This window comes from Planosporangium flavigriseum (assembly GCF_011947225.1).
Classification (GTDB): Bacteria; Actinomycetota; Actinomycetes; order Mycobacteriales; family Micromonosporaceae; genus Planosporangium; species Planosporangium flavigriseum.
On record NZ_JAATVW010000021.1, the window covers coordinates 39,170 to 64,300 of the forward strand.

Annotated in this window: 26 protein-coding genes and 1 riboswitch; of the genes, 14 read left to right on the top strand and 12 right to left on the bottom strand. The window is 70.0% G+C overall.

The window, feature by feature from the left end; translation table 11 throughout:
- Positions 1–5: 5 nt before the first annotated feature.
- Genes menC through HC028_RS23010 form a run of 3 tightly spaced genes read right to left on the bottom strand, consistent with a single transcriptional unit; the run spans position 6 to position 3,030 of the window.
- Positions 6–1,112: an o-succinylbenzoate synthase gene (gene menC / locus HC028_RS23000; RefSeq protein WP_168079479.1), complete on the bottom strand. Its 1,107-nt coding sequence runs from the start codon at positions 1,110–1,112 to the stop codon at positions 6–8.
- Entirely contained in the window at positions 1,109–2,227 is a 1,119-nt protein-coding gene (locus HC028_RS23005; protein WP_239075627.1) for a M20 family metallopeptidase, read from the bottom strand. The genes menC and HC028_RS23005 overlap by 4 nt, the downstream gene beginning before the upstream one ends.
- Positions 2,224–3,030, bottom strand: a complete 807-nt coding sequence (locus HC028_RS23010) for a GNAT family N-acetyltransferase (RefSeq protein WP_168079480.1) — start codon at positions 3,028–3,030, stop codon at positions 2,224–2,226. Before HC028_RS23010 ends, HC028_RS23005 begins: the two co-directional genes overlap by 4 nt.
- 128 nt (positions 3,031–3,158) lie before the next feature.
- Here HC028_RS23010 and HC028_RS23015 point away from each other — a divergent pair, with 128 nt between their 5' ends.
- The 5 genes from HC028_RS23015 (at position 3,159) to HC028_RS23030 (ending at position 7,364) form a co-directional block, all read left to right on the top strand.
- Complete coding sequence (locus tag HC028_RS23015) at positions 3,159–3,737, top strand: MerR family transcriptional regulator (protein ID WP_168079481.1); 579 nt, start codon at positions 3,159–3,161, stop codon at positions 3,735–3,737.
- A gap of 100 nt (positions 3,738–3,837) precedes the next feature.
- A complete protein-coding gene (locus tag HC028_RS28245; protein WP_275408269.1) occupies positions 3,838–3,972 on the top strand; it encodes a hypothetical protein in 135 nt (44 codons plus the stop codon).
- Between the two features lie 166 nt (positions 3,973–4,138).
- On the top strand, positions 4,139–5,188 hold the full coding sequence (locus HC028_RS23020) for a glycosyltransferase family 2 protein (RefSeq protein WP_168079482.1): 1,050 nt from the start codon (positions 4,139–4,141) through the stop codon (positions 5,186–5,188).
- Positions 5,189–5,365: 177 nt separating this feature from the next.
- Positions 5,366–6,208, top strand: coding sequence for an NAD-dependent protein deacetylase (locus HC028_RS23025; RefSeq protein WP_239075628.1), 843 nt, complete (start codon positions 5,366–5,368; stop codon positions 6,206–6,208).
- Between the two features lie 130 nt (positions 6,209–6,338).
- Positions 6,339–7,364 carry a glycoside hydrolase family protein gene (locus HC028_RS23030; RefSeq protein WP_168079484.1) on the top strand — a complete coding sequence of 342 codons (1,026 nt, stop codon included), beginning with the start codon at positions 6,339–6,341 and terminating at the stop codon, positions 7,362–7,364.
- A gap of 6 nt (positions 7,365–7,370) precedes the next feature.
- Here HC028_RS23030 and HC028_RS23035 read toward each other — a convergent pair whose 3' ends face one another.
- Complete coding sequence (locus HC028_RS23035) at positions 7,371–7,997, bottom strand: DsbA family oxidoreductase (protein WP_168079485.1); 627 nt, start codon at positions 7,995–7,997, stop codon at positions 7,371–7,373.
- 86 nt (positions 7,998–8,083) lie between these two features.
- On the opposite strand from HC028_RS23035, the gene HC028_RS23040 reads away from it, so the two are divergent.
- The 3 genes from HC028_RS23040 to HC028_RS23050 all read left to right on the top strand — a co-directional run bounded on the left by HC028_RS23040 (position 8,084) and on the right by HC028_RS23050 (position 11,680).
- The gene (locus tag HC028_RS23040) at positions 8,084–8,479 is read left to right on the top strand and encodes an HIT family protein (RefSeq protein ID WP_168079486.1); all 396 of its coding nucleotides are present in this window, start codon (positions 8,084–8,086) and stop codon (positions 8,477–8,479) included.
- Positions 8,480–8,905: 426 nt separating this feature from the next.
- Positions 8,906–10,072, top strand: coding sequence for an RtcB family protein (locus tag HC028_RS23045; protein WP_239075629.1), 1,167 nt, complete (start codon positions 8,906–8,908; stop codon positions 10,070–10,072).
- A 123-nt stretch (positions 10,073–10,195) separates the two neighbouring features.
- On the top strand, positions 10,196–11,680 hold the full coding sequence (locus HC028_RS23050; protein WP_168079487.1) for an amidase: 1,485 nt from the start codon (positions 10,196–10,198) through the stop codon (positions 11,678–11,680).
- Here the strand turns inward: HC028_RS23050 and murQ are convergent.
- Positions 11,675–12,592, bottom strand: coding sequence for an N-acetylmuramic acid 6-phosphate etherase (murQ, locus tag HC028_RS23055; RefSeq protein WP_168079488.1), 918 nt, complete (start codon positions 12,590–12,592; stop codon positions 11,675–11,677). The two genes, HC028_RS23050 and murQ, sit on opposite strands and share 6 nt — an antisense overlap.
- Before the next feature lie 131 nt (positions 12,593–12,723).
- On the opposite strand from murQ, the gene HC028_RS23060 reads away from it, so the two are divergent.
- Together HC028_RS23060 and HC028_RS23065 are read left to right on the top strand one after the other, a co-directional pair.
- Positions 12,724–13,986, top strand: coding sequence for a serine hydrolase domain-containing protein (locus tag HC028_RS23060; RefSeq protein ID WP_168079489.1), 1,263 nt, complete (start codon positions 12,724–12,726; stop codon positions 13,984–13,986).
- A gap of 52 nt (positions 13,987–14,038) precedes the next feature.
- On the top strand, positions 14,039–14,584 hold the full coding sequence (locus tag HC028_RS23065; protein WP_239075630.1) for a DinB family protein: 546 nt from the start codon (positions 14,039–14,041) through the stop codon (positions 14,582–14,584).
- An 8-nt stretch (positions 14,585–14,592) separates the two neighbouring features.
- Here HC028_RS23065 and HC028_RS23070 read toward each other — a convergent pair whose 3' ends face one another.
- Entirely contained in the window at positions 14,593–15,195 is a 603-nt protein-coding gene (locus HC028_RS23070) for a TetR/AcrR family transcriptional regulator (protein WP_168079490.1), read from the bottom strand.
- A gap of 170 nt (positions 15,196–15,365) precedes the next feature.
- A riboswitch (cyclic di-AMP (ydaO/yuaA leader) is annotated at positions 15,366–15,497 on the top strand.
- Between the two features lie 13 nt (positions 15,498–15,510).
- Between HC028_RS23070 and HC028_RS23075 the strand changes: the two genes are divergently transcribed.
- Together HC028_RS23075 and HC028_RS23080 are read left to right on the top strand one after the other, a co-directional pair.
- Positions 15,511–16,575, top strand: a complete 1,065-nt coding sequence (locus tag HC028_RS23075; RefSeq protein WP_240940544.1) for a VldE C-terminal domain-containing protein — start codon at positions 15,511–15,513, stop codon at positions 16,573–16,575.
- An 83-nt stretch (positions 16,576–16,658) separates the two neighbouring features.
- Positions 16,659–18,008: a YibE/F family protein gene (locus tag HC028_RS23080; RefSeq protein WP_168079491.1), complete on the top strand. Its 1,350-nt coding sequence runs from the start codon at positions 16,659–16,661 to the stop codon at positions 18,006–18,008.
- Here HC028_RS23080 and cynS read toward each other — a convergent pair.
- Positions 17,935–18,411 (bottom strand): cyanase, encoded by a 477-nt coding sequence (gene cynS / locus HC028_RS23085; protein WP_168079492.1) that lies wholly within the window; start codon positions 18,409–18,411, stop codon positions 17,935–17,937. The two genes, HC028_RS23080 and cynS, sit on opposite strands and share 74 nt — an antisense overlap.
- Positions 18,412–18,535: 124 nt before the next feature.
- On the bottom strand, positions 18,536–19,207 hold the full coding sequence (locus tag HC028_RS23090) for a TetR/AcrR family transcriptional regulator (RefSeq protein WP_168079493.1): 672 nt from the start codon (positions 19,205–19,207) through the stop codon (positions 18,536–18,538).
- A gap of 114 nt (positions 19,208–19,321) precedes the next feature.
- Between HC028_RS23090 and HC028_RS23095 the strand changes: the two genes are divergently transcribed.
- On the top strand, positions 19,322–20,371 hold the full coding sequence (locus HC028_RS23095) for an ABC transporter permease (protein WP_168079494.1): 1,050 nt from the start codon (positions 19,322–19,324) through the stop codon (positions 20,369–20,371).
- Here HC028_RS23095 and HC028_RS23100 read toward each other — a convergent pair.
- On the bottom strand, positions 20,368–20,628 hold the full coding sequence (locus HC028_RS23100; RefSeq protein WP_168079495.1) for a hypothetical protein: 261 nt from the start codon (positions 20,626–20,628) through the stop codon (positions 20,368–20,370). The two genes, HC028_RS23095 and HC028_RS23100, sit on opposite strands and share 4 nt — an antisense overlap.
- Before the next feature lie 77 nt (positions 20,629–20,705).
- Positions 20,706–22,184, bottom strand: coding sequence for an amino acid permease (locus tag HC028_RS23105; RefSeq protein WP_203981472.1), 1,479 nt, complete (start codon positions 22,182–22,184; stop codon positions 20,706–20,708).
- A 116-nt stretch (positions 22,185–22,300) separates the two neighbouring features.
- Here HC028_RS23105 and HC028_RS28250 point away from each other — a divergent pair, with 116 nt between their 5' ends.
- Positions 22,301–22,423, top strand: coding sequence for a hypothetical protein (locus HC028_RS28250; RefSeq protein ID WP_275408270.1), 123 nt, complete (start codon positions 22,301–22,303; stop codon positions 22,421–22,423).
- 24 nt (positions 22,424–22,447) lie between these two features.
- On the opposite strand, the gene HC028_RS23110 is transcribed toward HC028_RS28250, so the two are convergent.
- Positions 22,448–23,194 carry a succinate dehydrogenase/fumarate reductase iron-sulfur subunit gene (locus tag HC028_RS23110; protein WP_168079496.1) on the bottom strand — a complete coding sequence of 249 codons (747 nt, stop codon included), beginning with the start codon at positions 23,192–23,194 and terminating at the stop codon, positions 22,448–22,450.
- A complete protein-coding gene (locus HC028_RS23115; RefSeq protein ID WP_168079497.1) occupies positions 23,191–25,131 on the bottom strand; it encodes a fumarate reductase/succinate dehydrogenase flavoprotein subunit in 1,941 nt (646 codons plus the stop codon). The genes HC028_RS23110 and HC028_RS23115 overlap by 4 nt, the downstream gene beginning before the upstream one ends.

Here is a 25,131-nt window from a genome sequence, read left to right on the forward strand (position 1 = left end):
CCCCGTCAGGGTCGGACCGTGCGCACGCGGGTCGTCATCGACTCCAGGACGTCCAGGCGCGGTTCGACCCCGATCCCCGGCCCAGTGGGCACGGCGAGTTGGCCATCGACCAGGACAAACGGCTCGGTGATGTCTTGCGCGTAGTACCGGTCCGACGCCGACGTGTCCCCGGGAAGCCGGAAGTTCGGCAACGCGGCCAGGGCCACGTTCGCCGCCCGGCCGATGCCGGTCTCCAACATGCCACCGCACCAGACCGGTACGCCGAGCGCGGCGCACACGTCGTGGACGCGTACCGCCTCCAGGTAGCCACCGACCCGACCGGGCTTGATGTTGACGACGCCGCACGCGCCCCGGTTGATCGCGTCCGCCGCCACGGCCGCCGACACCACCGACTCGTCCAGGCACACCGGCGTGACCAGCCGGCGGGCGAGCAGCGCGTGCTGGTGCAGATCCTCCTCGGCGAACGGCTGCTCGATGAGCAGCAGCCCGTACTCGTCGAGCGCGTGCAGCCGGGGCGCGGTCGCGGCGTCGTACGCGGTGTTCGCGTCGACCTGCAGCGGCAGGTCGACCCCGAACGCGTCCCGGACCGCGCGGACCGGTTCGAGGTCCCAACCCGGCTGGATCTTCAGCTTGATGCGGCGGTAGCCCTGCGCGACGTACCCGCCCACCTCGTCGAGCAGCGCGTCGATCGTCGGGGCGATGCCCACCGAGACGCCACACTCGACGCGGGCTCGCTCCGCGCCCAGGTAGCGGCCCAGTGAGATGCCGTACGAGCGCAGCTCAGCGTCGAGGACGGCCATCTCCAGGGCCGCCTTGGCCATCCGGTGCCCGAGCACGCCGCGCAGCGCCGGCCCGACCGACCGAGCGGTGAGATCCTGCTGCGTGAACAGCCGCGGCAGCAGGTGGTCGGCGATGACCGCCTCGGCCCCGGCGACGTACTCGCTGCTGTAGACGGGGTCGGCGAGTGCGACGCACTCACCCCAGCCCGTACCTTCGTCCGTGCTGGCCTGGACGAGCAGGACGTCGCGGGTGATCTGCTCGCCGAACGACGTACGGAACGGCCGCACGAGCGGAATGTCGATCCGGCGTAGCTCCACCGCTTCGAGCTTCATTCCGCTCCCCAGTCGTCGGCTGTCAGCTCCTCCAGCACCGCACAGATCAGTTCGGCCCGCTCGCCCAGGAGCCTGGTGTCCACGTACTCGCCCTCCGCGTGCGCGTTGCCGCCGACGGCGCCGAGCCCGTCGAGGGTGGGGACGCCCAGCGCGGCGGTGAAGTTTCCGTCCGACGCGCCGCCCACCTCGGCCCGCCCCAGCGGGGGGAGGCCGAGCCGCTGCGCGCAGCGGTCGGCGAGGTCGGCCAGGGTCGCCGACTGCTCCGACTCCAGCGGCGGGCGGTTCACCCCGCCGGTCAGGTGCAGCGCCGCGCCCGGCAGGACGGGCCGCAACCGCGACAGCGCCTCGTGTACGCGGGACTGCTCCTCGGCGGTCCACGCCCGCACATCGACGTCCACCAGGGCGCTCGCCGGTACGGTGTTCATGGTCGTACCGGCGCTCGCCGTCGTCGGCGTGACGCTGGTCCCGACGCTCGCGTCGCCGAGCGCGGCGAGCGCCTGCACCTGGTGAGCGAGTTCGACGAGCGCGTTGACGCCGCGCTGGGGCTCCAGGCCGGCGTGCGCCGCCCTCCCCTCGACGAGCAGGCGGTACATCGACGTACCCTTCCGCGCCGTCTTGAGGGCGCCGTTCGCGCTGGGCTCGAAGACGAGCGCCGCCCGGCAGCCGCGCGCCTCCTCCTCGATCAGGGCGCGCGACGACGGCGAACCGATCTCCTCGTCGGAGGTGATGAGGAGCGTGACCCGGTCGGCGCAGCCCACCGAGCGCAGCGCGTACAGGGCCTGCACGAGCCCGGCCTTCATGTCGAACACGCCCGGACCGGAGGCCCGGCCGTCGGCCACGTGGAACGGCCATCGACGGGTGGTGCCGGCCGGCCACACCGTGTCGAGGTGGCAGAGTACGAGCACCGGGTTGGCGGAGCCGCCCCGCAGCCGCAGATGCGGCCGGCCGTCGACCTCGACGGTCTCCGCCGTCTCGCCCAGTAACCGGCGTACGAGGGCCGCGGTCATGCCGATCCCAGCCTTGATCAACGTGCCGTCGTTGCTCGGGGTCTCGGTCATCACCAGGTCCTCGAGGACGCCGACCATGTCGTCCTCGCGAAGTCGGTCTCTCCTCATTCCGGTCCCCCGTCACTGCGCGCCGCGTTACTACGCTCTTTTGATCGGATGAACTCATATCGGATGAACTCATAGTGGTCCTGAGACCATTCGACACCGCAGCCTGCCGCGAAGGCGCGCTCGATCGTCTCCCGGGCCCGCTGGCGGACCTGCCTGGCCTGGCCGGGGTCGAAACGCCGCAGCGCTTCGTAGTCCTTCGGGATCTCCAACACCGCCACCACCCGGCCCGCTCGCCCGCGCCGCCCGGCGGCGGGCCCCACCGGCCGCCGCAGGCGCCACGACACCTCGAAACGGTCGCTGTGGTCGCCTGCGTTCACGGCGTCGTCCATCGCCCCGTAGAAGTCGGGCCGGTACGCCACCACGTCCGCGCCGAGCTTGACCAGGTTGAAGTGGGCGTTGCGGGCGATGAGCGGGTCATAGGTCCAGCGCATCTCGTCGACGCCCGCCTGCAGACACAGGGCGCGTTGCCAGAGCTTGAGGGCGTAGCCGACACCCCGGGACTGGTCACCCGGGATCACGGCGGCCATGTGGGAGTGCAGGTGAAGCCCGCCGGCCCAGCCCAGGAAGCCGAGGACGAACCCGATCGGCTGACTGTCTCGCCTCGCCAGCAGCAGCGTGTTCCCGGCGTGGGCGACCGCCCGCAGCAGGTTGCGCTGCGGCACCTCGCGCGGGCCCCACACGCGCTCGATGAGGCACTGCGCGATCGCTACGTCGGCGCCGGTCAGCACGCCGATGTCCACCCCCGCCGAGCGGGCGGCGGCGCGGGCGTCCCGCCATGCCTCCGTGGTGACCGGCTCCGCCATCACTGCCTCCCGATCCGGGGTCGCCCGTCGCTGACGACCCTAATACGGTCGGTTCCACGCGGCTTGACCTTGACGCTACGTCAAGATTTAGCGTGGGATCACCGACAAGATCTGGAGGCTGAAGGGCGATGGAATGGTCGATCCAGGACATCGCACGCCTGACCGGCACCACGAGCCGTACCCTGCGCCACTACGGCCAGGTCGGACTGCTCGAGCCCAGCCGGGTCGGCGCCAACGGCTACCGCTACTACGACCAGGAGTGCCTGGTTCGGCTGCAGCGGATCCTGCTGCTGCGCGAGCTCGGCCTCGGCCTACCGGCCATCGCCCAGGTGCTCGCCGGCCAACGGGACACCGCCACCGCGCTGCGCACCCACCTGGAGCTGTTGGAGCAGGAGCGCGCGCGTATCGGGCGCCAGATCGAGTCGGTGAAGACGACGCTACGCAAGACGGAAGGAGGTGAACAACTCATGGCAGCGGAAGTATTCGACGGGTTTGACCACACCCGGTACGAGGAGGAAGTGACCGAGCGGTGGGGCCGCGAGGCATACGAGAAAGGCGACCGGTGGTGGCGCTCGCTCAGCGACGCCGACAAAAAGGCGTTCCAGCAGCGCCACCTGGACATCGCAGCGGACTTCGGGCGGGCATGCCTGGCCGGTAAGTCCGCTGACAGCCTGGAGGTGCAGGCGATCACCCAGCGGCTGAGATAGCGCAGCGACCGATACGGCGCCGTGCGGCGGACGGGGCTGCAGACCCGTCCGGCCACGCCGGATCTCTCAAGTTCCGGCTGGGGCGTCCGATCAGAGACGCATGGCTCCCGTTGACAGCAGAGAAATCGGGTTGGATCCGGCCGAGATGACCTCACCGTGCTCGGTGCGGGTCACGCCCGCCGGCGACGAGATCGTGGTGGAGATGGTGCGGGTCCCCGACCGCCGCCTGTCCTGACGCCCACTCGACTCAGTAGCGCCTCGGCCATCATGGCGATGGAGGTTCATACTTTCAGCGGTCCTCACAGCTGTTCCTGTGCCTGTTAGCGTCACCTGTCGATAGTTCGATCTCATTGCACTGTCGCCGGTGGGTGTGGAACCGACGCTAGGAGAACCAGGGTCGAATGAGCGCTGCCGACTCACCGCTGCTGTCCGTAGTCGTACCCATGTACAACGAGGAAGAGGTCATCCCTCTCTTCATCGAGCGACTGCGGCCGGTACTGGACACGCTGGGTGACAGCTACGAGGTACTGACCGTCGACGACGGCAGCGTGGACGCGACCCCACAACTCCTCCTCGGCCTACGCCGGGTCTGGCCACAGGTGCGCGTCATCCGACTCCGGCGCAACTCGGGCCACCAGGCCGCGCTCACCGCCGGACTGCACTCGGCTCGTGGCGCCTACGTCGTGAGCATCGACGCCGACCTGCAGGACCCGCCCGAGAAGATCCTTGAGATGCTCACCCTGGCCCGCGCCCGCAACCTGGACATCGTCTACGGCGTGCGGACCGACCGCAGCACCGACACGTTCTTCAAGCGCATCACCGCAGGCCTGTACTACACCGTCATGCGGCGCTGCGCCGGCAGAGCGGTCAGCCCCAACGCCGGCGACTTCCGCCTCCTCAGCCGCGCCACCGTCGACGTACTCAAGACCCTGCCCGAGCATCAGCCGGTGTACCGGCTGCTGGTGCCCTGGATGGGCTTCCCCAGCGGCGAGGTGACCTACGCCCGCGAGCAGCGGGCGGCCGGGCGCACCAAGTATCCGCTCTCGAAGATGATCCGGCTCGCGCTCGACAGCGTGACCAACTTTTCCGCGTCCCCCCTGCGCCTGGCGACCTGGCTGGGGATGCTCACCTTCGCCGGGTGCCTGGCACTGGCGTGCTTCAGCGTCGCCCGGCATCTCCTCGGGTTCACCGTGCCCGGCTGGACATCGCTGTTCCTGGTTGTCCTCTTCACCGGCGGAGTCCAATTGGTCTGCCTCGGCCTGCTCGGCGAGTACGTCGGGCGGATCCACTCGGCGCTGCAGCGGCGGCCGGCGTACTTCATCGCCTACGACACCGCCGACCCCGCCGGGGCGTCCACGCCGACCGTCCCCCGGCTGCCGACGCAGCCCGACGCCGCGGCCCGTAACAGCACGGCGGCCATGGCGGCCCCGGCCAAGGACGGTCCCCGGTGAAGGTGTCCTCGGTCGAGGAGCCGCCGGAGTTGCGCCGCTACGCCAACCTGCGTCTGGGGCAGCTGGCCGGATACCAACTCCGCTGACGGCGTCATGCCACGTGAAGAACCGCACGTCGCCGGTGCTGTCGGGAATAGGGCAGCATGGAATGGTGATCGGAGTGGCGGGGTGACCGGAGTGGCGGGAACTGTCGGCGAACTTGCGGGGCTGGTGGCAGCCGGCGACGCGGTCGTACTGAGCGGGGCCGGGTTGTCGACCGAGTCGGGGATCCCGGACTACCGGGGCCCGAGCGGAGCGATGCGCCGAAGTACTCCGATGACCTACCAGACCTTCACCGGCGACGCCGCTGCGCGCCAACGGTACTGGGCCCGCAGCCACCTCGGCTGGCGCACCATCGCCCGCGCGCACCCGAACGCCGGCCACCGCGCCGTCGCGCACCTTCAGCAGCGGGGCCTGTTATCCGGAGTGGTGACCCAGAACGTGGACGGCCTGCACCAGGCCGCCGGCGCTCGGGACGTCATCGAACTGCATGGCAGCCTGGACCGAGTGGTATGCCTGAACTGCGGTGATCTGCTCTCCCGCGACGAACTCGACCGCCGCCTCCGGCAGGCCAACCCGGACTTCGACGCAGCCGTCACCGCCATCAACCCAGACGGCGACGTCGACCTCTCCGACTCCGACGTCGACCGGTTCCGGATCGTCGACTGCCAGACCTGCGGCGGCGGCATGCTCAAGCCCGACGTGGTCTTCTTCGGGGAGACCGTGCCGGCCGGACGCGTCCAGGAGTGCTTCGCCCTCGTGGAGAGCGCGCGCCTGCTGCTCGTACTCGGATCGTCGTTGACCGTCATGTCCGGGCGCCGATTCGTGCTCCGCGCCGCCAAGCTCGGCATCCCCGTGGCGATCGTCAATCAGGGCCCGACGCGCGGCGACGGTTACGCGGCGTTGACCGTCGACGCTCCACTGGGCACCGTTCTTCCCGAACTGGTTCGGCTCCTCGACCTGTCGGGAGTCGCCGCCTGACCGCATCACTGCCCGGAAGCGCCCCCGGCTTGACAGCGTCGCCTGAGGATCGCACGGTTGGTTGTGGCTCGCTCTCCGAGCGTGCGCTCCCCCTGCAGCCGTCGGACGTGTACCGGGAAGGGTGACAGCGATGCTGCGACTCCCCGATCATTGGGTGTGGGACAGTTGGCTCGCCGTTGATCGGGGCCTCTACCACCTGTTCTTCCTGCGGGCCTCCCGCGCGCTGCACGACCCTGGCCGCCGGCACCTGCGGGCCTCGATCGGCCACGCGGTCTCCCGGGATCTGCGCTCCTGGCAGCTGCTGCCCGACGCCCTGGTGCACGCCGACGCACCGACCTGGGACGACCAGGCGGTATGGACCGGCTCGGTGGTACGGGGCAGCGGCGGGCAGTGGTACCTGTTCTACACCGGCGTCACCCGGATGCGGGGAGCCTACCCACAGCGCATCGGGGTCGCGGTCTCCGACGATCTCCTCACGTGGCACCGGGTCGGGCCGCAGCCGCTGCTCCAGGCCGACCCGCGCTGGTACGAGTGCCTTGATCTGCATCCGGGCATCAGCGAGTGCTGGCGCGATCCGTTTGTCTTCCCCGATCCGGACGGCGACGGCTGGCACATGGTCCTCACCGCCCGCGCCCCCGTCCGGTCGTCACCCTGGCGCGGGGTGATCGGCCACGCCCGCTCCCACGACCTGCTGGAGTGGGAGGTGCAGCCCCCGCTCACCAAGCCGGCCGGTTTCACCGATCTCGAAGCCCCCCAGGTGCAGTTCCTGGACGGCAAGGCGCTCCTGGTCTTTTCGTGCCCGCCCGAAGCGGTGTCCTCGACAGCGATGTCCTCGACAGCGATGTCCTCGACTGCGATGTCCTCGACTGCGGTGTCCTCGACAGCGATGGCCGCGAACCGGGCGGTGGGCGGTACCTGGACCGTGCTGGGCGGGCGGGTGACCGAGGGCTGGAACGCCGGGTCAGCAACGCCGTTCGCCCATCCGTCCCTGTACGGGGGCCGGCTTGTCCAGGACCCCGGCGGCGACTGGTGCCTGCTGGGATTCCGGAACACCGAAGCCGGCGTCTTCTATGGAGAGATCCTGGATCCGATCCCGGTCACCTGGGCTGACGGGCAGCTCGTCGCCGGCCCTCTCGCGGCACCTAGCCTCGCGTGACGCCCATCAAGTAACTGTGCGCAACCGGGCTGCCAACGCGGCCGCGTCGCCGTCCCACCCGGCGAGCGCCGTGGCGACCGCTCCGGGAGGCGGTGCCCCGAAGAACACGGGCTTGTCGTCGACAGTGAGCGATGGCACCCCGTGCACCCCGATCGCCAAGGCATGCTCGCGAAGCGTCCGCAGCCGTGCCTGCAGCGCGGGGTCCCACGCCGCCGCCACCGCTTCGTCGGGGTCCAGCTTGCTCTCGCGCGCGACGCGGCGCAGCGTACGTTCGTCGCTGACATCGTGGCCCTCGATGAAGAACGCGCGCTGCACGCCCTCGCGCCACGCCCGCCCGGCCCCCTGGTCCTCCGCCCAGAGACCGGCGGCCAGCGCAAGCGTCGAGCGCGGCTGATAGACCGGCACATGGATCTCGATGCCGTAGGACAGTGCCAGCGGGTACACATGGTCGCGCCAGTGATCGCGGATGTACCTGCCCCGCGGCTCCGGCAACTCGACCGGTGCGGGGCGCAGTTCGAAGGGCACCCACTCCACCGGCGTACCAGCGTCCTCAGCGGCCTCCACCTCCGGCATCAGGAGGTAGCTGTACGGGCAGACGACGTCGAAGTAGTAGCGCAGCATCTGTCTCAGCATCCACCTTCCGATGTCGACCCGGCGCGGCGGGGGCGGTAGACGGGTGCCCCTTCACCCCTACCGAGAAGCGCTGCGACAATCACGCCATGCCGACGCTGTTCACGAAAATCATCAACGGCGAGCTGCCGGGGCGGTTTGTCTACACCGATGACCGGGCGGTCGCGTTCCTGACGATCGCACCCATCACCATGGGCCACACGCTCGTCGTACCCCGCGCCGAAGTCGATGACTGGACCGCCCTCGAACCGAACCTGCAGAGCCACCTCATGGTGGTCAGCGGCAAGATCGGCGCCGCGGTCCGGCGCGCCTTCGAGGCTCCCCGCGCCGGGCTGGTCGTGGCCGGCTTCGAGGTCCCGCACACCCACCTGCACGTCTTCCCCGCCTGGGGGATGGAGGACTTCGACTTCAAGCGGGCGAACAGCAACGTTCCGGAAGCGGAGCTCGACGAGGCCCGCGACCGCATCATCGCCGCGCTCGGCTGAGCCCCGCCGGCACGGGCGGCCTGGTACGGCTCGTTAATTGGGTTGTTCACCCCGACGCCGCGTCGCTACGGTGGATCAGTCAGCACCAAGATCCAGGAGGCCACGTTGCGGGAAGCCATGTTGCGGGAAGCCATGACGCGACGGCACGCGTTGCGCGCGACGCGGCGCGGGCGTGCCGTGGTCCCCGGCTGCGGCCGGCCACTCTTGTGCTGCGGCGGCCCCGGGCTGCGCGGCTAGCGCTCGCCCGCCGCGCCCGCATGCCGCCCTCCCGAACCGGGACCGGGCGGCGTTCTGTTTCACCAGCCAGCCAGCGATAGGCGGGCCCTTGGATCTTCAGCGCGCACCGCGGTAGCTCAGTGGGTACGAACCTCTCAGAGCCCGCGGACTCACGTGCGCCTTTCCTGTCCTTCTGAAGTAGGAGCCATCGTGCAGCAGGTCAACAAGCGCCTCATGAACTGGGCCAGCATCATCGAGCCCAAGACGTTGGCACAGGCCGAGGCGACCGCCGCACTGCCGTTCATCTTCCCGCACGTCGCGCTGATGCCCGACGCGCATCTGGGCAAGGGCGCCACCGTCGGCTCGGTGATCCCTACCCTCGGCGCGATCATCCCGGCGGCGGTCGGGGTCGACATCGGCTGCGGCATGGCGGCCGTGCGTACCCAGTACCACCGGGAGGAGCTGGGCTCCGACCTGGCCCGGCTGCGGCAGGCGATCGAGCGCGCGATACCGCTGTCGGCGGGCAACTACAACACGTCACTGACCGACTCGGCGGCACAGCGGGTGGAGCAGCTCACGAAGCTGGCGGAGAAGTCCGGCTTCGACCCGGCGCGGTACGCGAAGAACTGGGCTCTCCAGCTGGGCTCGCTCGGCTCGGGCAACCACTTCATCGAGGTGACCGTGGATGAGCGGGGCTGGGTGTGGCTGTTCCTGCACTCCGGTTCGCGGGGCGTGGGCAACAAGATCGCCTCGCACCACATCCGGGTCGCGCAGCAGGCGATGAAGCGCTGGCACATCGACCTGCCCGACAACGAACTCGCCTACCTCGTCGAGGAGACGGACGAGTTCTGGACGTACATCCGCGAGCTGCGGTGGGCGCAGGAGTTCGCGCTGGCAAACCGGGACGAGATGATGGACCGGGTGGTAGCAGCGTTCGCGGAGTGGCACGGCGGCCCGGTCGAGGAGGTCGAGCGGGTGCAGTGCCACCACAACTACACGGCTCGGGAGCAGCATTTCGGCAAGGAGGTGTGGCTGTCCCGCAAGGGCGCCATCAACGCGACGGCGGGCGTACCCGGTCTGATTCCCGGCTCGATGGGTGACGCGTCGTACGTCGTGGTCGGCAAGGGCAACCGGCTCTCGCTCAACTCGTCCCCGCACGGCGCCGGCCGCAACTACTCCCGGTCCGCCGCGCGCCGGACGTTCAGCCGGGCGCAGCTACGGGAGGCGATGGCCGGGATCGAGTACCGGGACACGGACGCGTTCCTCGACGAGATCCCGCAGGCGTACAAGCCGATCGACGTGGTGATGCGGGACGCCGCCGACCTGGTGGAGGTCCGCCACACGCTGCGGCAGATCGTCAACGTCAAGGGAGATTGACGTACTTCAGCGCGTCGGGTGCGGCGACCGGCCGCACCCGACGCCGGGCTCACCTGTTACTGGACGATCGTCTACCAGTACCGTGACAGCTTCCCAGTGCTACCGCGTCAAAGGAGTTCGCGGATGGACGGTTACCTGACCTACGACGCGGTCGGTCTGGCGGAGCTCGTTCGGGCCGGCGAGGTCAAGCCGGCCGAGCTGCTCGAGGCCGCCCGGAAGCGGGCGGCCTCGGTCAACCCCAGGGTCAACGCGATCGTGGTCGACGTCGACGTCGACGTCGACGTCGACCCGGCCGTCGCCGTCGAGCGTCCTGACGCGCCCTTCTCGGGCGTACCCTTCCTCGTCAAGGACCTCCACCAGGACCTCGCCGGCTACCCCACCAGCGACGGTTCCCGTTCGCTCGCGGCCGTCCCGGCGACGGAGAACGCCACTGTGGTCCAGCGCTGGCTCGACGCCGGCCTGGTCATCTTCGGCAAGACCAACACGCCGGAGTTCGGCGCCAAGGGCATCACCGAGCCCGAGCTGTTCGGCCCCGCGCGAAACCCCTGGAACACCGATCACACGCCCGGCGGCTCCTCGGGTGGCGCGGCGGCTGCGGTGGCGGCCGGCATCGTGCCGTGCGCGGGGGCCAGCGACGGTGGCGGGTCGATCCGCATCCCGGCCTCCGCGTGCGGCCTGTTCGGCCTCAAGGCCTCCCGTGGACTGATCCCGGCCGGGCCCGCACGCGGCGAGAGCCTCGGCGGCACCGCCACGAACGGTGTCATCTCGCGCTCGGTACGCGACACCGCCGCGATGCTGGACGTGCTGGTCGGCCCCACAGCGGACGCGCCGTACCTGCCGGCGCTGCCGGCAACACCGTACGCCGGCGAGGTCGGGCGCGATCCCGGCCGGCTGCGCATCGGCGTGTGCACCGCCAGCTCGATCAACCCCGACCCGCACCCGGAAGCCGTGGCCGCGGTACGGGAGGCGGCCGAGCTCCTCACCGCGCTCGGCCACGAAGTCGTGCAGCTGACGGCAGCGCCGTTCGACGACGCCGTCCTGGCCAAGGACTTCCTCACCAGCTGGTTCGCCTACGTCGCCTACTCCGTCGACGAGGCCAAGACCGCCAGTGGCGCCGGCGACTCCGGCTTCGAGGTCGACACCCAGCTGATGGCCGCTCTTGGCCGGGCAACCAGCCCGGTCGCGCTCAACCGCGCGATCGAGAATCGACACGAGCACGTGCGCCGGCTCGCGGCCTTCCACGAGACCTACGACCTGCTCCTCACGCCGACGACCGCAACCCCGCCGCCGCGCATCGGAGCCTTTGACCTGTCGCCGGCGCTGCGACTGGCGCAGAAGGCAATGCTCACCGTACGCGCTGCCGGGCTGCTCCGGCTGACCCCGATCGTCGACCAGCTCATCACCGACAACCTCGCCTGGGTGCCCTACACCCAGTTGGCGAACCTCACCGGGCGTCCCGCCATGTCCGTTCCGCTGCACTGGACCGCCGACGGGCTCCCGATCGGGGTCCAGTTCGTGGGCGCCCTCGGCGCCGAGGGGCAGCTGATCCGGCTCGCCTCCCAGCTCGAACAGGCCCGCCCCTGGGCGGACCGCCGCCCGCAGCTATAGAAACTCTCGCAGTGCCCGGTGCACGACTCCGCCGGCCTCGACCAGTGCCCGCCGGGCCCGGTCCGGATCGGCCGGGGACAGCAGCGTCACCAGCGCCACCTTCGGATCGCCGTCCGCCCGGACGAGAGCCGCCCGGCAGGCGTCCGGGTCGGCACCGGTCGCCTCCGCCAGCATCCGCAGTTGGCGTACCCGCAGCTTCTCGTTGCTGACCACCATGTCGATCATGAAGTTCGAGTACGTCCGCCCCAGCCGCACCAGGACGGCGGTCGACAGCGAGTTGAGCACCAGCTTCTGAGCCGTGCCGGCCTTGAGCCGGGTGGAACCGGTGATCGCCTCCGGCCCGGTGTCCACGGCGACATGGACGTCGGCCAGCACCCGGAGCGGCGCCTGCGGATTGGCCGAAACCAGCACCGTACCGGCCCCGCGGGCACGGGCCCCATGCAGCGCTCCGGCCACGTACGGCGTTCGCCCGCTGGCGGTCACCCCTACCGCGACGTCACCGCTCTCGACCTCGGACGCGGCCGTCTCGCCGCCGTCCCGGTCGTCCTCGGCCGCCTCCGACGGGTTGGTGAGCGCGTGCGGTCCGCCAGCCAGATGCGCGACGACGCGCTCCGGCTCAAGCCCGAACGTCGGAGGTAGCTCGGCGGCGTCCAGGATCGCGATCCGCCCCGACGTGCCGGCGCCGAAGTAGTGCAGCCTCCGGCCGCCCGCGAGCGCCGCGACCGCCAGGTCGACCGCGTCGGCGAGGCGGGGCAGCGCCGCCGCCACGGCCTCCGCGACCGTGGCGTCCTCGGCGTTGAGCAGCCGGAGGACCTCGAACGTCGGCACCTGGTCGATGGCGACCGTCCGGGGGTTGCGCTCCTCGGTGGGGGAACCGCCCTGCGAACCGGTCACCGGGAGCTTCTCGTCCATGTGGAAGAGCTTCCGTTGGCCCCTGCACTCCGTCAATCAGTACGACCGGCGCCGCCGGTCACCGCGACCACTTCCGCAATCGCCGCCCCGACGCGGGCATTCACGCGCCGGCAACGGATAGGTACTCCGGCATGCACGGTGAGCCGCCGACGGTCTCGCCCGCGGACATCCGGTTCCCGCGCAGGACCCTGCGCGCCGGCGCTCCCCGGGAGGTGGGCCTGCTCGCCGAGCCCATCCGGCGGATGCGCGCCGATCTCGAGACGTACCTGTCCCCTACCGCCGACCACCCCGAGCACCCGGCCTACGCGGGCGCAGCCGTCCTCGCCGCCAAGGACGGCGTCGTGGTGGGGCGTACCGCCGTGGGCAAGGCGGTTCGCTACGGCGCCGTCGGGGTCGAACTTCCAGCCGGCCAGCAGGTGGCGGCCCGACCCGACACGATCTTCGACCTGGCCTCGGTGTCGAAACTGTTCACCGCCGTCGCCGTGCTGCAGCAGGTCGAACGCGGCCGGGTCGACCTCGACGCTCCGCTGGCCCGCTACCTCCCGGAGTTCGCCGTCGGCGGCAAGGGCGACGTCACCGCCCGGCACCTGTTGACCCACGCCGGCGGGCTGCCCGCGGACCTGCCGCTGTGGCGCGACCACCCCGACCCGCCGGCACGCCTGGCCGCAGCGCTCACCGTACCGCTCCTTCCCGGCGCCGGGCCCGGCCAGCAGTACCTGTACTCCGACCTCGGTCTCATCGCGCTGGGCGAACTGGCGCACCGGGTGACCGGCGTGCGCCTCGACGCGGCGGTCCGCGCCGGGATCACCGGACCGTTGTCCATGGTGGACACCGGGTACAGTCCGCCGGCGGACGAGCGCGGCCGCATCGCGGCGACCGAGTACCTGACCGCCCCGCCCCGCGGCCTGATCCGGGGCGAGGTGCACGACGAGAACGCCTGGTCGCTCGGTGGGGTCGCGGGACACGCCGGAGTGTTCTCCACCGTCGACGACCTGGCCGTCTTCTGTCAGACGCTGCTCAACGGCGGAGAGTACAAGGGCAGGCGGATCCTGCGGGCCGACACCGTCCGGTCCATGCTGATCAACTACAACTCCCACCTGGCAAGCCCCGAGAGCCGGCGGGGGCTGGGGTTCGAGCTCAACAAGCGCTGGTACATGGACGGCCTGTCCTCGCCGGTGACGTTCGGCCACACCGGGTTCACCGGCACCTCCATCGTGATCGACCCGCTGTCGCACTCGTTCGTGATCCTGCTGACCAACCGGGTGCACCCGGACCGGGCCTGGGGATCGAGCAACAACGCCCGCCGCGCGGTAGCCCGCAACCTGGCCGAGGCGATGCACGCCGCCTTCCACCGCGAGGTGCAGGGCGGCCTGACGGCAGGGCGGCTCACATAATCCTGACATTTCGGGGCTGGCGAGGACTGGATGATCGATGGATGATGATCCGATGACTGATGATCCGATGACTGATGCCAAGGTTTGGACGGCACCCGAAGTGGCCCGGATCAAAGAGCCCTACCTCGCGGACGAGCGGACCATGCTGGAGGGTTGGCTGGATTGCCACCGCACGACCCTGCTGCACAAGTGCGCGGGCCTCACCGCCGAGCAGTTGGCGAGGTGGGCGTCGCCGCCCTCCAACCTCTCGCTGCTCGGACTGGTACGCCACCTGGCAGAGGTCGAGCGGTCGTGGTTTCGCCGCCGGTTGCGCGGAGAGCAGGTCGAGCCACTGTACTTCCGCGACGGTGCGAGCGCGGACGCCTGCTTCGACGACGTGGACCCGGCGCAGGCGGCGGCGGACTACGACCGCCTGGTCAGCGAATGGGAACTCGCCCGCGCGGCAGCGGCCGGCGTCTCCCTCGACGAGACCGTGACCGTGCCGTTCGGCGAGGTGTCGTTCCGCTGGATCCTCATCCACATGATTGAGGAGTACGCACGCCACAACGGGCACGCGGACCTGTTCCGGGAGCGGATCGACGGCGCGACCGGAGTCTGAACCGCAGGTCAGTCCGGCGCGCTCATCCGGCGTACCAGCGTCGCGACGGTGGAGTTGTCGAGGATTGCCGCGTCGGCGTTCCCGTTCTTCGTCGACGCACCGGTGAGCATTCGGGTGATCTGCGGCGCGGCCGCCCACCAGCCGGCCAGCGCGATCACCGCGTATATCAGTTCGGCCGCGCCGACCGACGTCGTCAGATGGCCCGCCTGCTGGGCCCGGCCGACCGCGGCCACCTTCTCCGCGTAGTAACCCGCCCGCTCCAGCTCGTCGACGACCGTCGCGCCACCGCGCTCCAGGCCCTCCCAGTAGAGCAGTCGAAGCAGCGCCGGATGCTTGCGATTGTGCTCCAGCACGCGGCCGGCGTACTCGCCGAGGTCACCCGCCTGCTCGTCGCTGAGCGGGACGGCCGCGGCGAGCCGCGCCAGTTCCTGCCGTAGCACCTGGACGAAGAGCGCTTCCTTGTCGCCGAAGTACCCGTACAGCCGCTCCTTGCTGATGCCGGCCCGCGTCGCGATCCGGTCCACGCGCGCGCCGGCGGCGCCGAACTCAGCGAAATCCTCGACCGCGGCGTCCAGCAACCGCTGTCGGGTCAGCTCGGTCTGCCATGCCATACCACCATCCTAGTGATCTTGCAGTCTGTGCACTGTCGACCCACCGCACCGCAGCCGAGGACCTTGCAGGCGGTCGTTTCCTTAGGAGTGCATTAGACAGCTTGGGTACGGTCCGTAGCGGGGCTATGGTCTGTGCCGACCACCGTCAGCAAGTCGCCGAAGGCGGCTGCGGCTGGTCGCCGCCGAGTCACCGCAGGGGTGAGCCGGGGACCCAGGTACCTGGGGTGAATCCGCACGGTGCGGTAGGGCGTGTGCCGGCCCGAACCCGTCAGCTAACCCGGTAGGCGGCACAGGCGAAGGAACCTCTCCGTGACGCTGCGTGCCGTTCGTGCCCGCTCGACCCTGGCCACCAGGCCGCTACTCGGTGCCGTCCTCACCGTCCTGGCTGTACTCCTGGCGATGCTGCCGCCGAACCCCGTCCACGCCGCACCCGGCACCGCCGGCCCAGAAGGTGGAAGCGCGTCGCTGCGCGACCAGTTGGATGCGGCCGCGCGCGGATACAACGACGCCGCCGCGCGCCTCGACGCCTCGAAAGCCCGCCAGACCCAGCTCGCCGAGCAGATGCGCGCCACCGACACGCAGTTGGCCGACCTGACAACGCAGGTGGGCGAGCTGGCTGCGACCGCGTACAAGGGCGGCCGGGTCGGCGGGCTGATCGCTCTGCTCGGCAGTGACTCCCCCGACGGCCTCTTCCAGCGCGCCACGACCCTGGAGTCGAAGGCCCGTGACGACGACCGGACGCTACGCCGACTCAAGGCCGCCAAGGCCGCGCAGAGTGACCAGCAGTCGGCGCTGGACCGTGAGATCACGGCGCAGCAGACCCAGCTTGCCGAGATGGACAAGCGCAAGAAGGCCGCCGAGAAGGCGCTGGCTTCGGCGGGCAGTAGCCAGCAGACGTCCGGGTTCTCCGGCGGCGCTGCGGCCACCGCCACACCGAGCCAGTCCGGGGGCCCAGTACCCGCGCCACGCCGCGCCGATGGCACCTTCGCCCCCGAGTCCTGCTCGGTGAAGGACCCAACCACCTCGGGCTGCCTCACTCCGCGTACGTTGCACGCGCTCCAACAGACCAAGGCCGCCGGCTTCAACCACTTCGTATCCTGCTACCGCTCGCAAGAAGACGGCGGCGAGCACCCGCGGGGCAGGGCCTGCGACTGGGCCGCCGCCCCCAGTACCTTCGGCGGCGTCGCCACCGGCGCCGACAAGGACTACGGCAACCGGCTCGCCGCCTGGTACGTCGCGAACGCCAAAGCTCTCGGCGTGCTCTACGTCATCTGGTACAAGCAGATCTGGCTACCGTCGACCGGTTGGCGCGCCTACACCAGCGGCGACGGAACCCCCTCCGGGGACCACACCAACCATGTCCATCTTTCGGTCCAGTAGCCCGTCGCATCCCGTAGCCTGGTGGCCCAGTCACTCCTGGTGACCCAGAGCGCCGGGGAGAAACATCCGCGCCGGGAGAAGACATGAGCGACGACACCGACACCGACACCGCTACCGATGCCGGCCGGGGACACGGTCACGCGCACAGTCACGTCCACAGTCACGTCCACGCTGAGGACGGCCGGGTACAGGTGTCCCCGCGGGCGCGCCGAGCAGGTCTCGCGGTGCTGGTTCCGGCGGCGGTACTCACCCTTGTCGCCCTCGTCTGGCTGTGGCCACGGGGGTCCGTAGCCGCCGAACCGAATCAGCCCGCCGACGCCCAGCGCGTCGCCGGGGCAGTCCTGTCCGTGCATCCCACACCCTGCCCGCCGGCCGCGTCAGCGGTGCCGACGCCGTCAGTCGTGGTCACGTGCGGGACCGTACAGGTGAAACTCAGCGACGGCCCGGACGCCGGCAAGGAGGTCACGACCGGCATGCCCGGCGGTCCGGGCGCGCCCGTGGTCAAAGCGGGTGACCGGGTCATCCTGATGTACCTGCCGGACAGCCCGAGCGACCAGCCGTATCAGATCATCGATCATCAACGCGGCCGCCAACTCTGGGTACTCGCCTTCGCGTTCGCCGCCGCGATCATCGCGTTCGGCCGGTGGCGGGGACTGCGCGCGCTCGCCGGGCTTGCGGTCAGCTTCGCGGTACTGCTGCTGTTCGTCGTGCCGGCGATCCTGGACGGCCGACCGCCGCTGCTGGTCGCGATCGTCGGAGCCGCGGCGATCATGCTGACGGTGCTGTACCTGACCCATGGTTTCACCGTCACGACGTCGGTGGCGGTCCTCGGCACCCTTGCCAGCCTCACCCTGACCGGGATCCTCGCCGCTGTCGCGACGGGCGCCGCGCAGCTGACGGGGGTCTCCGGCGAGGAAACCACGTACCTCAACATCACGTACCAGAACGTCAACATGCGGGGCCTGCTGCTGGCCGGCATCCTGATCGGCGCGCTGGGTGTGCTCGACGACGTCGCCGTCACCCAGGCCGCCACCGTAGCCGAACTCGCACAGGCCAACCCCGCGCTGCGCGCCAGGCAGCTCTACCGGGCCGCCGCCCGCGTCGGCCGTGCCCACATCGCCTCGGTCATCAACACGATCATCCTGGCGTACGCCGGGGCGTCGCTGCCGCTGCTCCTGCTGCTCGCCGCGGGCAACCGGCCGCTCGACGAAGTACTGACCAACCCGAACCTCGCCGAGGAGATCGTACGCAGCGTCGTGGGAACCATCGGCCTGATCGCAGCCGTACCGATCACCACCGCCCTCGCGGCGATGGTCCTGGGTGCGGCGAGCCGGGCGGTGACGACGAGACGGCCGGGGACTACGACGACGGCGGGTACGACGACGGCGGGTACGACGGCCACTCGTACGCCAGGAACTTTCCGTCCAACGTGATCACTATGCGGTCGCCGGCCGGATGGTCACGTCGCGCGACGGAGATGCCGAAGTTGATCGCGCTCATGATGCCGTCGCCGAACTGCTCGTGGATCACCTCTTTGAGGGCCGGCCCGTACACCTGGAGCACCTCGTACAGCCGGTAGATGGTCGGATCCGTCGGCACCGCCGTCGGCAGGGCACCCCTCATCGGCACGGCGGTCAGCGGTGGCACCGCCTGTTCGGGCAGCCCCAGCCGGCCAACCACGGTCGCGGCGTCGCCCGCGTCGAGCGGGTGCTGCCCGAGTAGCGCCGCCACCGTCCACACCAGCGGCTTGCCGATCGCATCGGCGAGGTCCTGCCAGGTGAGCCCGCGCTCCAGCCTTGCGGCGACCACTGCCTGTGTGACCTCATCGCGCGTCATCGCCGCCTCCACGGACGTCAGGGCCGCTGGCGTCAGGGCCGCTATGGCGACCGTAAGAGAGTCCCCTTCCGGCGGCAACCGCAGCAGCGCGTGCGTGGAGAGGCGAGCAACGCGGATGGCGGTACTAGGTCGACCGGCCTCCGAGAGTGGCCCCCAGCAGAAGGTCGCGTTGCCACTTCCGGAGGGATTCGTCGTCCGGTTCGATGAGCACCTGCGGCAGGGTGCCGTCATGGATGGCGACGATGGTGCGCGCGAGCAGGTCGGGCGTGGCAGATGCGGCGGGCAGCTTCCCACCGGCCGCGGCAGCTTCCACGATCGGGATGAGAGCTTGCCGTACGGCCCGGCGGTATCGCGCGAGCGCGGCGGCCACTTCCGGATGGCGCAGGGCGTGGGCTGTGAACTCGGCGTTCACGGCGTACCAGCGACTGTCGGCGCCCAGGCTGGCGAGGATGCGGTCCACCGCGCCGGCGAGGTCGCCCTCCTGCGCGGCGGAGATGGTGCCGGCGAGGGTCTGTTCGATGAGCGCGACCATCGCGGCGGTGCGCTGTTCGTACAGCGCGAAGAAGAGCTCGTCCATCGAGCTGAAGTTGGAGTAGAACGCCCCCCGGGTGTACCCCGCCGCCTCGCAGACCTCCTCGACGGTGGCCCGCCCGAACCCGCGCGCGGCGAACACCTCGAAGGCGGCGTCGAGCATCCGCTGCCGGGTCTCGGAGCGGCGGCGGGTGACGCGCGGCGGCGGGGCGGGTGCGTCGGTGGATGACGCGCGGGATGAGGTGTGCGTGCTCCGCGCCGACATCGTGACCTCCATCTCGATACGTTTATGTACCGGATACAAATTTGTATCGTACTTGATAGACGGCCAACAGCACCGAGTGACCGGCACGAGTCCAAGAGCACGGATGGAGCGACCATGACCGTGGAACCAGCGTCACCGCCGGGGTTCTGGGCCGATCTACGGGACGCGGTGCCCCTGCGAACCGTGATCATCGTGATCGGCGTCCTGCTCCTGCAACTCGGCTTCATCCTGTCCTACGTCGGGGCGTTTCATCACCCGAGCCCGCACCGGCTCCGCCTCGCCGTCGTGGCGCCGCCGCAACTCGCCGCCCAGACCGTGAACGGATTGAACGCGGTTGACGGCGCACCCCTGGACGCGTTCACCGCGACCAGCGCCGATGCCGCCCGCCGCCAGATTCAGCAGGGCACGACCTCCGCGGCGCTCGTCGTCGACCCCGCCTCGAACACCGATACGCTGCTCATCGCGACCGGCGGCGGCACCTCGGTCGCCAACGCCGTGGAGCAGATCGTGCGGGCAACCGAGACGAACCGGCACCGGGCGCTGAAGGTCGACGACGTCGTACCGCTACAGTCCGGCGACGGACGCGGCCTCACCGGCTTCTACCTCGTCATCGGCTGGATCGTGGGCGGATACCTCGTCGCGGCCCTCCTGGGCGTGGCCAAGGGCGCCCGGCCGGCGACCCTCCACCGAGCCGTTGTTCGCCTGATCGCCATGGTGCCCTACGCCATCGTGTCCGGGCTGGGCGGCGCCATCATCGTCGGCCCGGTCCTCGGCGCGATGACCGGCCATCTGGTCGCGCTGTGGGGCATCGGCACCCTGCTCGTAATGGCCGCCGCCACGGTCACGATGGCGTTCCAGACGCTGTTCGGGGTCATCGGCATCGGCGTCACCGTCCTGCTGTTCGTCATCCTGGGCAACCCCAGCGCAGGCGGTGCGTACCAGCCAGCCCTCCTCCCGCCGTTCTGGCGGGCGATCAGCGGCGCGCTACCCAACGGCGCCGGCACCGAGGCGGTCCGCCGGGTGATCTACTTCGGCGGGCACGACGTCACCGGGCCGCTCGCCGTGATCGCCGCATACGCCGCGGCGGGCACCGCCGTAGCGATGGCCGCGGCCGTACTGCGCCACCGACGGGACGGTCGGCCTGCTGCCACAGTGGACGGTTAAACGACAGGCCGCCGTAGCGAGTACGTGACGGCGTGGAGACGCTGTGGCTGGCCGACCAGCATGACGGCGCGGTCGTACGCCTGCCAGCCGTCGGCGCCGGCCCGGTTGAGGTGGCGCAAGTCGTCGAAGCGCTCGTCGGTACCCCACCGCTGTGCCCCTCCGGGGTAGTGGAAGATGGCGTCCCAGTCCATGAACTTGTCCATGCCGAAGTCCCCGGTCGCCCGGTACTCCAGCCGCGCGTACTCCCATTGCGTCACGGCTTCATCATGCCGCAGCACTTCAGATGGCGTAAGCCGATCATCGATGCGAAGGACCCGAATGTGTCGACCGGCCCTTAATCCCCGCGCCGGGTCTCCGTCGGCGCACCTGCTCCCGGCCGGGTCCGCATCGCCAGCAGGGACCTGCGCCGGCTGTAGGTGAAGTAGATCAGCAACCCGATGACGAACCACACGGCGAAGCGCAGCCAGGTTTCGGGCTTGAGGAACGTGATCAGCCAGAGCGAGAACAGCACGCCGATCGCAGGCACGAACGGCAAGCCGGGCGTACGGAACGTGCGCGGCAGGTCGGGGCGACGGTAACGGAGCACGACCACGGCGACACAGACGACGACGAACGCGAGCAGGATGCCGATGTTGGTCAGCTCGGCGGCTGCGCCGATCGGCAGGAAGCCGGCGATCAGCGCGGAGACCACGCCGGCGATCCAGGTGATCCGGGTGGGCACCTTGCGTACCGGATGGGTCTTGGCGAACCACTGCGGCAGCAGGCCATCCCGGCTCATCGAGAACCACACCCTGGTCACGCCGAGCATGAACGTGAACATCACCGTCAGGATCCCGACGATCGCGCCGACCGCGATCACGGACGCCAGGCCGGACAGGCCCACCGCCGCGAACGCCGAGGAGAAGCCGCTCTTGGGGTTGATGTCCCGGTACGGCTGCATCCCGGTCAGCACGAGGCAGGCCAGCACGTAGAGCACCATCGAGATCGCCAGCGAGTACACGATCGCCTTGGGCATGTGCCGCTGCGCGTCCTTGGACTCCTCGGCGGCCGTCGACATCGCGTCGTACCCGAAGACGGCGAAGAAGACCGTCGCGGCACCGGTGACCGCTCCGCCGAGCCCGAAGGGGAAGAACGGCGTGTAGTTGGCCGTCTTGATGTAGAAGAAGCCCACCAGGATCACGACCAGGACGACGGCGACCTTGAGGGCGACCACCAGGGTCTCGACCCGGGCGGCGGTCCGGATGCCGCGATTGAGCAGGAACGCGATGAGCAGGCAGAGCAGGGCGGCGAACAGGTCGACCTGGTAACTGCCGTGCGGCACTCCGGTCGGCTCCGTGCCCGGCGCGCCCAGCATCCAGGCCGGTAGGTGAATACCGAGGTGGGTGAGCAGGAAGCCGAAGTAACCCGAGATCCCGATGGCGACCACCGAGACAATCGCGGTGTACTCCAGCAGCAGGTCCCAGCCGATGCACCAGCCGACGAGTTCACCCAACACGGCATACCCGTAGGTGTACGCCGACCCCGCCCTCGGGATCAGCCCGGCGAACTCCGCATAGGAGAAGGCCGCGGCGGCGCTGGCGATCCCCGCGATCAGGAACGAGATGAGCACCGCCGGCCCGGCCGTCCCGTTCGCCACGGCCCCGGCCAGCGCGAAGATACCGGCGCCGATGATGCCGCCGACACCGATCGCGGTGAGCTGCCACAGCCCCAGCGATCGGGACAGACCACCGTCGGTCTCGCTGACAATGTCGTCGACCGGCTTGCGCCGGAGCACTCCTGACCCGCCGCCCAGCATGTTTCGCGCACCCTCCATTGCCCGGTGTCGCTCCATTGCCCGGTGTCGCTCCATTGCCCGGTGTCGCTACCGTAATCTCCCGGGCCGACAAGACCGAAACCGTCCGTGGGCGAAGCCGCTCGAGGCGCGGATCGGTGGGTCGGGCCGACGGCGGCACCGTCACCGTCACCGTCACCGTCACCGGCACCGGCACCGGCACCGGCACAAACGACATCGGCCGGAAGCACGTTGATGTGCTTCCGGCCGATGATCGGTGAAAGGTGGTTACGAGCGCTGGATCATCAAGGACGCTTCGTCGACGCCTTGATGAAGTCGCGGTTGAGCCGACCGATGGTGGTCAGCGGAATGCCCTTGGGGCATACCTCCGTGCACTCGCCGGCGTTGGTGCAGCCACCGAAGCCCGCCTCGTCGTGCGCGGCGATCATGTTCACCACGCGCGAGTCCCGCTCGGGCTGGCCCTGGGGCATCAGGCCGAGGTGGGTGATCTTCGCGGCGGTGAACAGCATGCCGGAGCCGTTCGGGCAGGCCGCGACGCAGGCGCCGCAGCCGATGCAGGTCGCCGCGTCGAACGCCGCGTCCGCGTCGACCTTGGGCACCGGTGCGGCGTGCGCCTCGGGCGCGGCGCCGGTCGGCGCGGAGATGAAGCCTCCGGCCTGGATGATCTTGTCGAACGCGCCGCGGTCGACCACCAGGTCCTTCACAACCGGGAAGGCCTTCGCCCGCCACGGCTCGATGTCGATGGTGTCGCCGTCTTTGAAAGTCCGCATGTGCAACTGGCACGTGGTGGTCAGCTTCTGCGGGCCGTGCGGCGTGCCGTTGATGACCATGCTGCACGCGCCGCAGATGCCTTCACGGCAGTCGTGGTCGAACGCGACCGGCTCCTCACCCTCGAGGGTCAGCCGCTCGTTGAGCATGTCGAGCATCTCCAGGAACGACATGTCCGGGGACACGTCGGTCACCTGGTAGGACACCATCCGGCCCTTGTCCTGCGGGCCCTGTTGGCGCCAAACGCGCAGGGTCAGGTTCACTTGTAGCTCCGCTGGCTCGGGTGGACGTACTCGAAAATCAGGTCTTCCTTGTGCAGCACCGGCGGCTCGCCGGCACCGTTGAACTCCCAGGCTGCGACGTAGCTGAAGCGCTCGTCGTCACGCTGGGCCTCACCGTCCGGGGTCTGACTCTCGGCCCGGAAGTGGCCGCCGCAGGACTCCTCACGGTGCAGCGCGTCGATGCACATCAGCTCGGCGAGCTCGAAGAAGTCGGCCACCCGGCCGGCCCGCTCCAGGGCCTGGTTGAGGCCCTCGCCGTCGCCGAGCACCCGGACCCGCTGCCAGAACTCGTCGCGCAGGTTGCGGATCAGCTCGATGGCCTTGGTCAGCCCCGCCTCGGTGCGCTCCATGCCGCAGTACTCCCACATGATGTGGCCGAGTTCGCGGTGGAACGAGTCGACGGTCCGGTCACCGTTGATCGACAGCAGCTTGGCGATCCGGTCCTCGACCTGCGCCCGCGCCTCGACGGCGGCCGGGTGCGCCCCGTCGACCTTCTCGAACGGACCGGCGGCGAGGTAGTCGCCGATCGTGTTCGGGAGCACGAAGTACCCGTCGGCCAGGCCCTGCATGAGCGCGGACGCGCCCAGCCGGTTGGCGCCGTGGTCGGAGAAGTTGGCCTCACCGATCACGAACAGGCCGGGGATCGTCGACTGCAGGTCGTAGTCGACCCACAGGCCACCCATCGTGTAGTGCACGGCGGGGTAGATCCGCATCGGCACCTCGTACGGGTCCTCGCCGGTGATCCGCTCGTACATCTCGAAGAGGTTGCCGTACTTGGCCTCGACGGCCGGGCGGCCCAGCCGCTTGATCGCATCCGCGAAGTCCAGGTAGACGCCGAGCCCGCCGGGGCCGACGCCGCGACCCTCGTCGCAGACGTTCTTGGCGGCGCGGGAGGCGATGTCCCGCGGGACCAGGTTGCCGAACGCCGGGTAGATGCGCTCGAGGTAGTAGTCGCGGTCTTCCTCCGGGATGTCCGCGGCCGGCTTGCCGCAGTCCTCGGCCCGCTTCGGCACCCACACCCGGCCGTCGTTACGCAGCGACTCACTCATCAGCGTGAGCTTCGACTGGTGGTCGCCGGACTGCGGGATGCAGGTCGGGTGGATCTGCGTGTAGCACGGGTTCGCGAAGAGCGCGCCCTTGCGGTGTGCCCGCCAGGTCGCCGTGACGTTGCAGCCCTTGGCGTTGGTGGACAGGAAGAAGACGTTGCCGTACCCGCCGGAGGCGAGCACAACGGCGTCGGCGAACTCGGTCGTGATCTCGCCGGTGATCATGTCGCGGACCACGATGCCGCGCGCCCGGCCGTCAACGATGATCAGCTCCAGCATCTCGTGCCGGGCGTTCATCTCGACGTTGCCGGCCGCGATCTGCCGCTCCAGGGCCTGGTACGCGCCGAGCAGCAACTGCTGGCCTGTTTGGCCGCGGGCGTAGAAGGTACGCGACACCTGGGTGCCACCGAAGGACCGGGTGTCGAGCAGGCCGCCGTACTCGCGGGCGAACGGCACGCCCTGGGCCACGGCCTGGTCGATGATGTTGACCGAGACCTCGGCGAGGCGGTGGACGTTCGACTCGCGGGCGCGGAAGTCGCCGCCCTTGACGGTGTCGTAGAACAGCCGGTAGACGGAGTCGCCGTCGTTGCGGTAGTTCTTCGCGGCGTTGATGCCGCCCTGCGCGGCGATGGAGTGCGCCCGCCGCGGGCTGTCCTGGTAGCAGTACGACTTGACGTGGTAGCCGAGCTCGCCCAGGGTGGCCGCGGCCGAGCCACCGGCCAGGCCGGTGCCGACCACGATCACGGTCATCTTGCGCTTGTTGGCGGGGTTGACCAGCTTGGCGGAGAAGCGGCGCCGCTCCCAGCGGGTCTCGATCGATCCGTCCGGGGCCTTGGCGTCCCGGATCGGCTCACCCTCGTTGTACAGGGTCAA